Here is a 13,508-nt window from a genome sequence, read left to right on the forward strand (position 1 = left end):
AAATGGAAAAAAATCAACAATCTACGGCTGAACAATATTCAGAACAAATTGAACAACTGATGGAATTAGGTCGCACTCAAGGTTATTTAACCTATGCAGAAATTAATGATTTATTACCAGAAGATCTCATCGACCCCGAATATTACGATAAATTGTTACAAACTCTGCAAAATGATGCTGGCATTCCTGTTTTGGATGAAGCCCCAGAAAGCGATGAGATGATGTTGAATGACACCATTCCAGATGAAGATGCGGTGGAAGAGGCAACCCAAATTCTTTCAAATGTAGAATCTGAAATCGGTCGAACAACTGATCCTGTCCGTATGTATATGCGTGAAATGGGAACGGTTGATCTTCTTACTCGTGAAGATGAAATCAGTATTGCAAAACGTATTGAAGAAGGAATTGATGAAGTTCAAACATCCATTGCTGCATACCCTGAAGCCTTAAACGGATTGCTAGAAAATTATGATGATGTGGAAAAAGGAAACTTCCGTTTAGCTGACTTAATTACAGGTTTTGTCGATCCAAATGCCGAAATAGAAGAACATAATGTCATTGACGAAAACTTTTCTGAAGACGGAGAAGAATTAGAAAGTGCGGATGTTGAAGACAATGAAGATGAAGACGAAAGCGAAGCAGAATCTACATCAGATTCAGGCGAATCTGATAATAGCATTGATCCAGAAGTTGCAAGAGAAAAATTCCAACAATTAAAAGATCAGCACACCAAAACGCTTGCTGTTATTGAAAAACATGGTCGATCAGGAAAACGCGCCCAAGATCAAATTGCACTGCTTGGAGAAATTTTTAAACAATTCCGCTTAGTACCAAAACAATTCGATTTACTCGTTTTGTCAATGAAAGAAATGATGAAACGTGTACGCTACGAAGAACGTCAATTACAAAAAATATTAGTTGATATTGCAGGAATGCCAAAAGATGATTTTGAAAAATTCATCACAACCAATGGTAGCAATACTGAATGGGTACAAAAAGCCTTAAAATCTAGCAAACCATGGGCAAAACGCTTACCAAAATATGAAGAACGTATTCTTGAGGCATTAAACAACTTAGCTAACATTGAAGAAAACACGAAACTTACCGTTACCCAAATGCGTGATATTTGTGATGCTGTCGCTCGAGGTGAACAAAAAGCTCGTCGTGCTAAAAAAGAAATGGTAGAAGCCAACTTGCGTTTAGTAATTTCCATCGCGAAAAAATACACTAATCGTGGTTTACAATTCCTAGATTTAATTCAAGAAGGGAATATTGGTTTAATGAAAGCGGTAGATAAATTTGAGTATCGCCGTGGTTATAAATTCTCTACATATGCAACTTGGTGGATTCGCCAAGCCATTACACGCTCTATTGCGGATCAAGCTCGTACAATCCGTATTCCAGTACATATGATTGAAACGATCAATAAACTTAACCGCATTTCTCGCCAGTTATTACAAGAAATGGGGCGTGAAGCAACACCAGAAGAATTAGCTGAGCGTATGGGAATGCCTGAAGATAAAATCCGTAAAGTATTGAAAATTGCAAAAGAGCCAATTTCTATGGAAACGCCTATCGGTGATGACGATGACTCACATTTAGGTGATTTTATTGAAGATTCAACCTTAGAACTTCCTTTAGATTCTGCAACAGCACAAAGCTTAAGAGTTGCGACTCACGAAGTTCTTGAAGGCCTAACACCACGAGAAGCAAAAGTATTACGTATGCGTTTTGGTATCGATATGAATACCGACCATACGCTTGAGGAAGTGGGTAAACAATTCGACGTTACACGCGAACGTATTCGTCAAATTGAAGCAAAAGCGTTACGTAAATTACGTCATCCTAGCCGCTCAGAAACATTAAGAAGTTTCCTTGACGACTAAAAGTTACAAATAAAAAGGAGCTATAGCTCCTTTTTATTATGTTAAACTAATAATAAAAAACCCGATCTAAGACCGGGTTTTATTTTGCCTATCTGATAAATTATTCTGCAACAACGATTACATCTAATGTTGCAAATACTTCACCGTGAAGTTGAAAACGAACATCGTGGTCACCAAGAGTACGGATTGGACCGTTTGGTAAACGAACTTCACTTTTCGCAATTTTAACGCCTGCTGCAGTTACTGCTTCTGCCACATCACGAGTAGTGATTGCGCCGAATAAACGACCTTCATCACCAGCTTTAGATGCGATAGTCACAGAACCTAATGCAGTAACTTCTGCTGCACGAGCTTGAGCTGCTGCAAGATTTGCTGCCGCTGCTGCTTCTAATTCTGCACGACGTGCTTCAAAGTGTTCAATGTTAGCTTTAGTTGCCATAACTGCTTTACCTTGTGGGATTAAGAAGTTACGTGCAAAACCTGATTTAACATTTACTTGATCGCCCACTTGACCTAAGTGAACAATTTTATCTAAAAGAATTACTTGCATTACCGTATCTCCTTAATTACTGATGATTGTCAGTGTATGGAAGTAACGCTAAATAGCGAGCACGCTTGATTGCGCGAGCTAATTGACGTTGGTACTTCGCACGAGTACCGGTAATACGGCTAGGTACAATTTTGCCGCTTTCTGAAATATAGTTCTTTAATGTAGCGATATCTTTGTAATCGATTTCAACAACATTTTCCGCTGTAAAACGGCAGAACTTACGACGACGGAAATAACGTGCCATTTGGCTAGTCTCCTAATCTATAAATTCGATTTGCTCGGCATGTAAAACTAATTGGCATAACCCACTTTGGGTTTTATGTGATGTAATAAATCCCACCACCAAAATTTTACTACCGACCGTAATGCTTTGAGTTTTTTCTATCAATTGATTACCACTAATTTGAACTGGCATTTTTAACCAAGCTTGACGTGTAAAACCACTTTCAATCTGATCAGAACGATGTTCTAACAAAAACTTGCAATGCTCAATTCCACTAGGGCTCTTTAATCGCTTTGGCAACTGAGAAACGACTCCCATAACCGAAAAACGATTATCAATTTTCAAATTACTCTTCAGCATCCTCAAAATCGTTGTTTTCAACTTCAGCTAAAGGTTTACGTTCTTCTTTAGCCGCTTTCATTGGGGACGCTTCTGTTACGGCGTGCTTAGTATGGATAACAAGACTGCGTAATACAGCATCGTTATAACGGAAAGTCGTTTCTAGCTCGTCGATGACTTGTTGAGGCGCTTCTACATTCATAAGCACATAGTGTGCTTTGTGTAATTTATTAATTGGGTACGCTAATTGGCGACGACCCCAATCTTCTAGGCGATGAACTTGACCACCAGCTTCTTTTACAGAACCGGTGTAACGTTCGATCATACCTGGTACTTGCTCGCTTTGGTCCGGATGAACCATAAACACGATTTCGTAGTGACGCATTACTGCTCCTTACGGGTTAATCAGCCTTTGACGTAGATCAGCCACCAATCTGCAAAGGCAAGGAACGAAAAATTCAATGTGGCTAAGGCTTGCGGATTATACTGATTTTTTTACGTTCCGCAACCAGTTTGAGTTCTTTTTGAGCAAAAAAAGAAGGCCGATATTATAACAATATCGGCCTATCTCAAGTCTTCTGCGATTAACGACTGCGAAAAATAATACGACCTTTACTTAAATCATAAGGAGTCATTTCTACAGTCACTTTGTCCCCAGTCAAAATACGGATATAGTTTTTACGCATTTTTCCAGAAATATGCGCAGTAACCACGTGACCATTTTCCAACTCCACGCGGAACATAGTATTCGGTAAAGTCTCTAAAATTGTGCCTTGCATCTCAATGCAATCTTCTTTTGCCATTGTATCCTCTAAAAATAATCGATTTTTTATCCGCACTTTAGGCGGAAAAGTTAAGAAAAACGGGCGGATTATAGCCGTTTTTAACTTTCTACGAAAGAAAAAATAATATTGTTCATAAAAAACTCAATTTGGCATAACCTAACAATGATTTACAAAGCAAAAACAAACCCTATAATAACCGCACTTTTATAAAAGAAAATAGTATATGAATTCAAAAAAACACTTAGGTCATACGGCGCGTAAACGCTTTGGCCAAAACTTTTTACATGATACTTCTGTGATTCAAGGTATCGTGGCGGCGATTTACCCACAACCCAATCAATTCTTAGTGGAAATTGGTCCGGGACTTGGTGCATTAACAGAGCCTGTTGGTGAACTTGTTGATCATCTGACTGTGGTAGAACTTGACCGAGACCTTGCAGAACGTTTACGTCACCATCCATTTTTACATCAAAAGCTCACTGTTATTGAAACGGATGCGATGCAATTTGATTTTGGTGAGCTTTATACAAAAGAAAACTTAGCAGAAAAAGGGCAAAAATTACGTGTGTTTGGTAACTTGCCTTACAACATTTCTACACCATTAATGTTCCACTTATTTAAGTATCATGACGTGATTCAAGATATGCACTTCATGTTACAAAAAGAAGTGGTAAAACGCTTATGTGCAGGGCCAAATAGCAAAGCTTATGGTCGCTTAACCATTATGGCGCAATACTTCTGCCAAGTGATGCCTGTACTTGAAGTACCACCTTCTGCCTTCAAACCTGCACCTAAAGTGGATTCAGCCGTTGTGCGTTTAATTCCTCATAAAGAATTGCCGCATCCTGTAAAAGATTTATATTGGCTGAACCGCGTGTGCTCCCAAGCGTTCAATCAACGCCGTAAAACTCTGCGCAATGCGCTTTCAACGCTATTTTCACCTGAAAATCTGACCGCACTTGGTATTGATTTAAATGCACGCGCAGAAAATTTAGCTATCGCAGATTATGTTCGTTTAGCGAACTGGTTGGCAGATAACCCACCAGATAATTTCGATGGGGATCAATTTTTAGAATTAAGTGAAGACTAATATGAATATTGCTTTTTCATCTGATAATAACTATGCACCATATTTAGCCGTTAGCATATTAAGTGTATTAAAAAATAATTCTGAATCTGAAATTTGTTTCTATATTTTAGATTTTGGCATTGATAATAACAATAAAAAAATTATAGCAAATATCGTTTCCAATCATGGAAAAAGTATCAAGTTTATAGGCGTGGATAAAGATGAATTTGCTAACTTTCCCATTACAATAAATTATATTTCTTTAGCAACCTATGCCAGATTAAATATAACTCAATATATCCCTGATGTAGATAAGTTACTTTATATTGATGTTGATACTCTAACAAATGGCTCATTAAATGATTTATGGAATACTGATATCGAACAGTATTCACTTGCTGCATGTAAAGATTTCTTTATTGAAATTGAGCAAGCAGATTACAAGGCTAAAATGGGCTTAGAAAATCATCATTATTTTAACGCCGGAGTACTTCTTATCAATATGCAAAGATGGCGGGAATTGAATGTTCTAGACATGAGTCTGGCTTGGTTAAATAAATACAAGGATGTTATAAGGTATCAAGATCAGGATATCTTAAATGGTATTTTCAAAAACGATGTTAAATTTATAAATACAAGGTTTAACTTTACGCCATTTGAATCTGGTTATATAAAATATCGAAAAGAACGAGAAATTCAATTTCCTACAGTTATTTACCATTATCCAGGACAAGATAAGTTTTGGTCTAGTCGAAGTTCTCACTTAAAAGCCAATTTAGGGTATTCACTATTTAAAGAAATCTGCAATAGTTATCCGAGTTTTAAAGCTGAGTTTGATGTTGTTGCTTTTAGAAAGAAAGTTAAAAGAATAATTAAAGAAATAAAATATAAATTTTTCTATCGCATATTTTAATCTTACTCATTTATTGTATGATGATTTTATATTTATAGTTTATAACCGCCAATTTCTCTGGTAAATTTCAAACTTTAGAGAATTATCATGTCTAGTGGTCATCTATGAATAAGCTTAAACAATTAAGCCTATACAAATCACTTCATAAGTCTATCTACATAAAATGAACAATTTCTTTACCTTGCATTTCTTTAATGCATTGTTGTTCTTTCCATTTTTTTCTATTTAAAGCTCGTATAATATTTTCTTTTATCCGAGTTAAACGCTGTTTCAATGTTTTTTTCTTACGGATTTTTGGACGTTTTTCTCGTTCTTTTTCCAATCCACTTGTTAATACACTTTTACTTTGATTGGCTTGGAGTTCTTGAATACAAATTGCTGGATTCAGTTGATAGACAATATAATTATCAGCATCAACTAATTTATTAAAAATAAGTTCATCAACTGCAACAATTTCATCAGAAGGAATATTCTTTAAGTATTCAATTACATATTTAGCCGCACTTTGAGAAATAATATAACCAGCAGTTCCCCAATGAGTTGATTTTAAAATATCAAAATTCCTAGAATAAAAAGGTGAAATTTTAGTTTGTTTCTCAAGTTTAACTGGCTGTAAAAAAGTTTCTAAACGAATAATAAAAATATCATTAAAATCAAAACGTGTTTTTAACCATTCATTTTGATTCAAAAATACTTCCGCATTCTCGCCAAGAATTACATCATCTTCAAAAATTGTAAGATATTCCAAATTTTCATCCACACACTTATTCCATAATAAGAAATGGCTAATTAAACAGCCTTTTTCTCCTTTAGTAAGTATTTTGGATTCCTCTATATTATGTAATATGGGTTTGATTGATTGATTGATTGATTGATTGATTGATTGATTGATTGATTGATAAGTGTACGCATTAAAGAAACTAAATGAAAGTTTTTTTGATTCAAATTGCTCAGTAATATGTTTGCGACGTTCAGTTGCATTTTCCATACTAATGACAATATTTTCAATAGCACTCATATTTAAATAAAAATGGAAATAACTAAATTTTTTGCATTCTACTATACGAAAAGAATAAATCAACAATAAAATTCTGTGTTAAAATTCTCAAAATTTATTTATAAAAGAGCGGTCAAAAATGGCAACCTATTTCGTTGGTGATTTACAAGGCTGTTATGATGAATTACAGCTTTTATTAGAACGTGTGAGCTTCAATCCTACGCAAGATAAACTTTATCTTGTGGGGGATCTTGTGGCGCGTGGGGATAAATCACTTGAATGCCTTCGTTTCGTAAAATCACTTGGTAATGCAGCACAAACCGTACTAGGTAATCACGATTTACATTTAATTGCGACCGCACTGGGTACTAAAAAAGTAAAACCACGTGATCGCGTCGATGCCATTTTTAATGCACCCGATTTTAATGAACTGATTCATTGGTTACGCCACCAACCATTACTTGTCCACAGTGAAGAGTTAAACTTCCTGATGGCACACGCAGGTATCTCGCCTGATTGGGATTTGGAAACTGCGAAATCTTGTGCGGCCGAAGTTGAACAAATTTTGCAACACGGTGATTTTCATTATCTCATTGAAAATATGTATTCTGAACAGCCTGATCGCTGGTCGCCAGATTTACAGGGCTTAGCGCGTCATCGTTACATTATTAATGCTTTTACTCGAATGCGTTTTTGCTATTTGGATCATCACTTTGATTTTGCCTGTAAATCCCCTTTGAAAGATGCGCCAGCGGACCTCACTCCTTGGTTTAATTTGGGTAATCCACTTTATAAACAAATTCCCATTGTCTTTGGACATTGGGCAAGTTTAGTCGATGAGCCAACTCCAAAAGGTATTTATGCCTTGGATACAGGATGTGTGTGGAATAATCGGATGACCATGTTGCGTTGGGAAGACAAACAGCTCTTCACACAAAGCGCTGTCAAAAATTACAGTAATTTTTAAGGAAACACTATGCTCTCGCTTACTGCTGAATCTTGTGAACTGTTCAATATTCCTTTCTATCAATTTGCCCAAATGAAAAAATTCTGTCCAGAAGATATTCCGGCAATTAAAGCGGATTACAAATTACATTGGGATAATTGGAAAGCGATTATTCAAGAAGTCGCAAAGCAACTTGGCACACCTTTTGCGAAACCGCATATTGAAAGTTGGACCAATGGCTGGCAAGTACGGGCGCATTTCTTCGCTTATTTTAAATACGAGTTTAACCAAAATTCTGCAGCAATCTTTTCTGTGCTATTAAATCGTCGCCGACTAAGAGTGTGTTTAGATTGGCATTGCTATCGTGCGGATCGCTCACAAATTAATGTGCAACAATATAATCAGTGGCTTGATCAATTTGATTTCAAACAATTTGCTGATTTTGATATTTGGCGAGAGGGCGAAAGTGAATATGATGATTTTCGCCAAGTAAAACAAATGACTAAAAACGATCTTATTTTACGCTCAGAAGAAGATTTTTGGTGCATAGGCAAAAGCATTGAAAAATCAGAGCTCGGTCAAATAAATCCTGTATCTTTTATTACTCAAACAATTCAAGCATTACAACCAATCTACGAATATTGCCATCAATAAAAGTGCGGTTATTTTCATGAAAGTTTTTCGCCCTGTTTAGTTGTTATGTTATCATTACATTAATTTAACATTTTTAACAATTTAAACTTTTAGGAGAGCTTTATGAAAAACGTCGTGATCGTTGGCGGTGGCGCCGGCGGCATAGAGTTAGCGACATTTTTAGGCGACAAATTAGGTCGTAAAAAACAGGCTAAAGTGACGCTTGTGGATCGCAATGCGACCCACTTGTGGAAACCCTTATTGCATGAAATTGCCACAGGTGTGATGGATGATGGCACGGATTCTCTTAGCTATCGTGCACACGGGAAAAACCACCATTTTAGCTTTGAACAAGGTTCAATCACACGTATTAATCGTGAGCAAAAATATGTTGAACTTGCCCCCGTTTATGGGCAAGAAGGCGATATGCTCGTGGTTGCACGTCGTATTCCTTATGATTATTTAGTGATTGCAATTGGCAGTAAATCGAATGATTTCAATACAAAAGGCGTGGCTGATAACTGTATTTTCTTAGACAGCTCTGATCAAGCACTTCGCTTCCAACAAAGAATGTTGGAATTATTCCTTAAATTTTCAGAAAACCGTGCATTAGACGATATTGGTGAAGAAGAATTTAAACAGAAATTAGTCGATGAGAGCAAAGTCAATATTGCGATTGTTGGCGGTGGTGCTACTGGTGTGGAATTAACTGCTGAGCTTTATCATGCGACTGAAGACTTATCTTCTTACGGTTACGGTAAAATTGATAATTCTTGCTTGCAAGTCACCTTAGTTGAAGCGGGGCCTCGATTATTGCCTGCTCTACCTGAAAATTTATCTGCTGCGGTATTAGATGAATTACAAGAAATGGGTGCAAATGTGAAATTAAATACGATGATCACAGAAGCTCAACCAAATACACTTATCACCAAAGATGGCGAAGAAATCAAAGCTGATCTGATTGTGTGGGCTGCGGGTGTTCGTACCTCAACCGTAACACAGCAATTCGATGGATTAGAGCTTAACCGCATCAATCAATTAGTGGTAAAAGATACCCTTCAAACTACGGTAGATGACAGTATTTTTGCCATTGGTGACTGTGCGGCATTAATGCAACCAAACGGTAAATTAGTCCCGCCAAGAGCGCAAGCAGCACATCAAATGGCAAAAGCTTGTGCGAAAAATATCTTTGCACTTTTTGAGCAAAAACCATTAAAAGCATTCAAATACAACGATAAAGGAACCTTGGTTTCTCTTTCAAGCTTTACCGCATTGGGGAGCATTTCAAATAAATTTGGGAAAAACCCACTGACTGTTCAAGGTAAATTTGCACAATTTGCCTATGTATCCTTATATAGAATGCATCAACATGCTTTACATGGTTGCATTAAAATTGGATTGATTATTCTGGTTGATAAACTTAATCGTTATTTAAAACCAAGATTAAAATTACACTAGTCGTAAAAGACAAAAGTGCGGTGAAAAATCACCGCACTTCTTATCGAAATTTAACTTCTTGTACAATTCGCTTAGCTGCAGCTATGGGCAATTGCCCGATAAAAGTAATTTCTTTTCCGCCATTCACTTCACTATAAATCGTATATGCCCCTTGTTTCCAACTATTTTCTGGCAAAACATTAGAGCCTGCATTAGAAACAAATAGTGTAAAAGTAAATAAACCATCGCTATATAGCGCACTATCTACAACTTCATTTTCTAATGTTTCTTGAGTATATCGAATTAAAGAAAAACCTTGTGGCAACCAACCTGCAGACCAAGTTATATCTGAACTTTGTTCATTTTTACTTTCTTTCAACAAAGGGGGCATTGAGACTTTGTTAATATACTCCGTCAACCCTCTTAGTCTATCGTCGATATAAAGCGTTACAACTCTAAACTGATCAAGTAATTTACCTTCACTATCAAGCATATCGCCGCGTAACAATAAACCATTTTCTTCGTCTACAAACACTAAATACTGATATCGGAAATCATCTTTAGGGACAATACGAATCATATCAGCAAAACGCCCAGCCACTCGATCTTTACCTATTTTTATAAAATCATAAACTGAAGAAAGTTTATCAAAATCAGCGTGAACAACAGCTGGCATTGCATCGACTATGTTGCCACTATTAAGCGTAAATGCTTGAGTATTTGGCTGAAAATAACTGACTAAATTATCACGTTGAATAATTTCTTGTTGACGACCATCAAGCGTCACTAATTGCGCATAAGTTTTATTATCTTTCTTAATATGACGATAGCGAAAGGAATCCATATTTGATGGCGTTGTTTGAACAAAGGCAATTTCATAATTGAGATTATCCAATGCTTGTGTCATTTTATCTAAAGACTGCTTCGCAGAAAGCTCTTCAGCAGAAGCAATGCTACTTAATAGTAAAGAAAGAGAAAGTGCGGTAAATTTTAACGCGATTTTTTTCATAAAAATAAATTTAAAGGATAAAAATTCACCACGCTAAATAATATATTAGGTGGTGAATTAACATAAACTAACTGAACTAATCGTATTATTTCTGACTATTACTACTTACATTTAATGCATCGGCATGCATACGACGTTGTAATTCATAGTTCTGTAACATCGCACCAATACGGCGACTTTTTTGTTCAAGCTGATCTGATGTCAATGTATCTTTACTCGGCGCATTATAGCTAACCTCTTGAACCGCATTATTAAATGGCAAGGTTTGCAATACTGGAGTCTCAGGTAAATTAGACGCATCGTTTTTATTATTGAAAGATTGAACACCAAGTACCGCCACCAAACATACACCAGCAGCAACAGCAACTTGCGTCATTGGCGCAAAGAACGCTTTTAGTTTTTGCATAAATACAGAATTATGTGTATCTTTTGGTTCAGGTTGAGACACCGCAATGACATCGACTTTCTTCACTTCTTCAGATTCAATTAAAGCTGCCATTTTAGCGGTAAAATCAGCCCCTAGAAACAAGTAGCTTTCTTTACGCATCACTGCTCGTACAGCATGGAATGCCTGCCAAGATTCTTGTAATTCTTCGTCTTTCAATAAAGCATCTGTCAAGCCAGCCTCGACTTGTTCGCCATCCATATAGGCTGAAAGTTGCTCTTTTTGCATAGTAAACTCCGACTTTTTATTCACGTTGCATCAGTGGTTGAATTTTATTCTCAATAATTTCCCTTGCTCGGAAAATACGAGAACGAACAGTACCAACAGGGCAATCCATAATTTCTGCAATCTCTTCATAGCTTAAACCTTCTAGCTCTCGCAAGGTGATTGCTGTTTTTAAATCTTCTGGCAAACTGTGAATCGTACTAAACACAATTCGTTCAAGTTCACTAGATAACATTTCATTTTCGGGTGTATCTACATCCCGCAAGTGCGTACCCACATCATAATTTTCAGCATCCTCAGCTAAAATATCTTCATTAGGTGGACGACGTCCTTGAGCCGTTAAATAATTTTTTGCCGTATTGACGGCAATTCGATAAAGCCATGTATAGAAAGCACTTTCGCCACGAAAAGATTCAATTGAGCGATAAGCCTTTATAAAGGATTCTTGCACCACATCAGGAATATCGTTACGTGATACATAGCGAGTCAAAAGCCCCGCCACTTTATTCTGATAACGAGAAACCAACAAATTGAAGGCTTTCTTATCCCCTTGCTGCACTCTTTCTACCAAAGCCTGATCTGTTAGCTGTTCAGCCATATTTCTCCTATGCCAATATCTAACACGCCTTAATATTCAAGACAGCAAGCTCTTGTTGCAATCTCAGACACAAGTGTGTGAAAAAAGTTCATACATATCTTAATAATTTTAATTAGTTGTGATTTTTTGTACGTTTTGGATATATTCCACCATAGATTGAATTTCTGAATCTGATGATTGACCACGATTAAAAAACCAAGAAAATAGCTGCAGATCTGTACTTGCTAATAAACGAATAAATATATCTTTTTTGTCATCTGTTAATTCATCAAAATGCTTCAAATAAAAAGGCATAATGATTTTATCCAACTCCAACATTCCTCGGCGGCAATCCCATTCAATACGGAGTTTATTATATTTTTCCATTTTTAATTCCTTAAATTTTAGGGGGCGATTATAGCCTAAAAAATAACAATAAAAAAAGGTTGGCATATTTACCAACCTTTATTTTTCAATTTCATTATTTATTCTTTAATAAGTCACGAATTTCTGTGAGCAAATCTTCCGATGTAGGACCTGCTTTTTTCTCTTCTGGTTTTCTCACTTTATTAAGTGCCTTAATCATCATAAAGATTGCAAAAGCAATAATAATGAAATCAATCACATTCTGAATAAACACACCGTAGTTTAAAGTAACAGCTGGAACATCGCCTTGTGGTTGAGCCAATACAAATTTCATATCTTTGAAATCAATGCCACCCGTTAAAATACCAAGCACAGGCATAAAAATATCACTAACAAGTGAACTTACGATCTTACCAAACGCACCACCGATAATCACACCGACAGCCATATCTACAACATTACCGCGCATTGCAAATTCGCGAAATTCTTTAATAAAACTCATAATAATTTTTCCTTTAGAGATTGAATAACAATCCGCACGTAAAACATGCGGTTTTTAGGCTACCCTATCAGGGCCTATACTTCACAAACCCCTCAAGGGGCTTGTGAGAACTGACAACCGCGTCTAATTATTTCCTTAATTACCCCCTTAAAGGGGTCAACATGTTCTTTCGTTGATAAATTATCTTGAACCATATCTTCTTTTTCTTGGTTTCTTATATAATCCTCTACCACTTTTGTATTTAACCCTACTGTGCTGACAAAAAATCCTTTCGCCCAGAAATGCCTATTTCCATATCTATATTTTAAGTTCGCGTGTCTTTCAAAAATCATCAGCGCTGACTTCCCCTTCAGATAGTCCATAAAACCTAATACTGATATTTTAGGTGGGATTTTTAAGAGCATATGGATATGGTCTGGCATTGCATGCGCTTCTATTATCTCCACATTTTTATAGTCACATAACTGCCTCAATATTTGACCTATATCTGCTCTTAACTTTCCATAAATTGCTTTTCTTCTGTACTTCGGGATAAATACAATGTGATACTTACCGTTCTATTTTGTGTGTGATAGAGTTGAATCGTCACTGGTTTTACTTACCATG

At 36.4% G+C, this 13,508-nt stretch carries 18 protein-coding genes; 6 read left to right on the forward strand and 12 right to left on the reverse strand.

Annotated elements, in window-relative coordinates; genetic code table 11:
• The first annotated feature begins 2 nt into the window (after window positions 1-2).
• Entirely contained in the window at window positions 3-1,886 is a 1,884-nt protein-coding gene (gene rpoD / locus DV427_RS02565) for an RNA polymerase sigma factor RpoD (protein WP_114891204.1), read from the forward strand.
• Between the two features lie 100 nt (window positions 1,887-1,986).
• Here rpoD and rplI read toward each other — a convergent pair whose 3' ends face one another.
• From rplI to infA, 5 genes are all read right to left on the reverse strand, one after another.
• Complete coding sequence (gene rplI, locus DV427_RS02570) at window positions 1,987-2,436, reverse strand: 50S ribosomal protein L9 (protein ID WP_005627626.1); 450 nt, start codon at window positions 2,434-2,436, stop codon at window positions 1,987-1,989.
• A gap of 16 nt (window positions 2,437-2,452) precedes the next feature.
• The gene (gene rpsR, locus DV427_RS02575) at window positions 2,453-2,680 is read right to left on the reverse strand and encodes a 30S ribosomal protein S18 (RefSeq protein ID WP_005598105.1); all 228 of its coding nucleotides are present in this window, start codon (window positions 2,678-2,680) and stop codon (window positions 2,453-2,455) included.
• Between the two features lie 12 nt (window positions 2,681-2,692).
• Window positions 2,693-3,019, reverse strand: a complete 327-nt coding sequence (gene priB / locus DV427_RS02580; RefSeq protein ID WP_005639404.1) for a primosomal replication protein N — start codon at window positions 3,017-3,019, stop codon at window positions 2,693-2,695.
• Window positions 3,006-3,383 (reverse strand): 30S ribosomal protein S6, encoded by a 378-nt coding sequence (rpsF, locus tag DV427_RS02585; RefSeq protein ID WP_005627620.1) that lies wholly within the window; start codon window positions 3,381-3,383, stop codon window positions 3,006-3,008. The genes priB and rpsF overlap by 14 nt, the downstream gene beginning before the upstream one ends.
• Window positions 3,384-3,582: 199 nt before the next feature.
• On the reverse strand, window positions 3,583-3,801 hold the full coding sequence (gene infA / locus DV427_RS02590) for a translation initiation factor IF-1 (protein ID WP_005627617.1): 219 nt from the start codon (window positions 3,799-3,801) through the stop codon (window positions 3,583-3,585).
• 205 nt (window positions 3,802-4,006) lie between these two features.
• On the opposite strand from infA, the gene rsmA reads away from it, so the two are divergent.
• Both rsmA and DV427_RS02605 read left to right on the forward strand, forming a co-directional pair.
• Window positions 4,007-4,873, forward strand: a complete 867-nt coding sequence (rsmA, locus tag DV427_RS02600) for a 16S rRNA (adenine(1518)-N(6)/adenine(1519)-N(6))-dimethyltransferase RsmA (protein ID WP_114891205.1) — start codon at window positions 4,007-4,009, stop codon at window positions 4,871-4,873.
• Between the two features lies 1 nt (window position 4,874).
• The gene (locus tag DV427_RS02605) at window positions 4,875-5,765 is read left to right on the forward strand and encodes a glycosyltransferase family 8 protein (RefSeq protein WP_114891206.1); all 891 of its coding nucleotides are present in this window, start codon (window positions 4,875-4,877) and stop codon (window positions 5,763-5,765) included.
• Window positions 5,766-5,919: 154 nt separating this feature from the next.
• On the opposite strand, the gene DV427_RS02610 is transcribed toward DV427_RS02605, so the two are convergent.
• Window positions 5,920-6,783, reverse strand: a complete 864-nt coding sequence (locus DV427_RS02610) for a glycosyltransferase family 25 protein (RefSeq protein ID WP_114892168.1) — start codon at window positions 6,781-6,783, stop codon at window positions 5,920-5,922.
• 118 nt (window positions 6,784-6,901) lie between these two features.
• Between DV427_RS02610 and apaH the strand changes: the two genes are divergently transcribed.
• The 3 genes from apaH to DV427_RS02625 all read left to right on the forward strand — a co-directional run bounded on the left by apaH (window position 6,902) and on the right by DV427_RS02625 (window position 9,799).
• The gene (apaH, locus tag DV427_RS02615; protein WP_114891207.1) at window positions 6,902-7,729 is read left to right on the forward strand and encodes a bis(5'-nucleosyl)-tetraphosphatase (symmetrical) ApaH; all 828 of its coding nucleotides are present in this window, start codon (window positions 6,902-6,904) and stop codon (window positions 7,727-7,729) included.
• A gap of 9 nt (window positions 7,730-7,738) precedes the next feature.
• Complete coding sequence (locus tag DV427_RS02620; protein ID WP_114891208.1) at window positions 7,739-8,362, forward strand: glucose-6-phosphate 1-dehydrogenase family protein; 624 nt, start codon at window positions 7,739-7,741, stop codon at window positions 8,360-8,362.
• Window positions 8,363-8,464: 102 nt separating this feature from the next.
• Window positions 8,465-9,799 (forward strand): NAD(P)/FAD-dependent oxidoreductase, encoded by a 1,335-nt coding sequence (locus DV427_RS02625; RefSeq protein WP_114891209.1) that lies wholly within the window; start codon window positions 8,465-8,467, stop codon window positions 9,797-9,799.
• 40 nt (window positions 9,800-9,839) lie between these two features.
• On the opposite strand, the gene rseB is transcribed toward DV427_RS02625, so the two are convergent.
• The 6 genes from rseB to tnpA all read right to left on the reverse strand — a co-directional run bounded on the left by rseB (window position 9,840) and on the right by tnpA (window position 13,444).
• On the reverse strand, window positions 9,840-10,787 hold the full coding sequence (rseB, locus tag DV427_RS02630; RefSeq protein ID WP_114891210.1) for a sigma-E factor regulatory protein RseB: 948 nt from the start codon (window positions 10,785-10,787) through the stop codon (window positions 9,840-9,842).
• 85 nt (window positions 10,788-10,872) lie between these two features.
• Window positions 10,873-11,460 (reverse strand): sigma-E factor negative regulatory protein, encoded by a 588-nt coding sequence (locus DV427_RS02635; RefSeq protein WP_114891211.1) that lies wholly within the window; start codon window positions 11,458-11,460, stop codon window positions 10,873-10,875.
• Between the two features lie 16 nt (window positions 11,461-11,476).
• Window positions 11,477-12,055, reverse strand: a complete 579-nt coding sequence (rpoE, locus tag DV427_RS02640; protein ID WP_005627595.1) for an RNA polymerase sigma factor RpoE — start codon at window positions 12,053-12,055, stop codon at window positions 11,477-11,479.
• A gap of 108 nt (window positions 12,056-12,163) precedes the next feature.
• The gene (locus tag DV427_RS02645) at window positions 12,164-12,421 is read right to left on the reverse strand and encodes an FAD assembly factor SdhE (RefSeq protein WP_005643996.1); all 258 of its coding nucleotides are present in this window, start codon (window positions 12,419-12,421) and stop codon (window positions 12,164-12,166) included.
• 94 nt (window positions 12,422-12,515) lie between these two features.
• A complete protein-coding gene (gene mscL, locus DV427_RS02650) occupies window positions 12,516-12,902 on the reverse strand; it encodes a large-conductance mechanosensitive channel protein MscL (protein WP_114891212.1) in 387 nt (128 codons plus the stop codon).
• A gap of 92 nt (window positions 12,903-12,994) precedes the next feature.
• Window positions 12,995-13,444, reverse strand: coding sequence for an IS200/IS605 family transposase (tnpA, locus tag DV427_RS02655; RefSeq protein ID WP_240317980.1), 450 nt, complete (start codon window positions 13,442-13,444; stop codon window positions 12,995-12,997).
• Window positions 13,445-13,508 lie beyond the last annotated feature (64 nt).

This window comes from Haemophilus haemolyticus, assembly GCF_003351405.1.
Lineage (GTDB): Bacteria > Pseudomonadota > Gammaproteobacteria > Enterobacterales > Pasteurellaceae > Haemophilus > Haemophilus haemolyticus_N.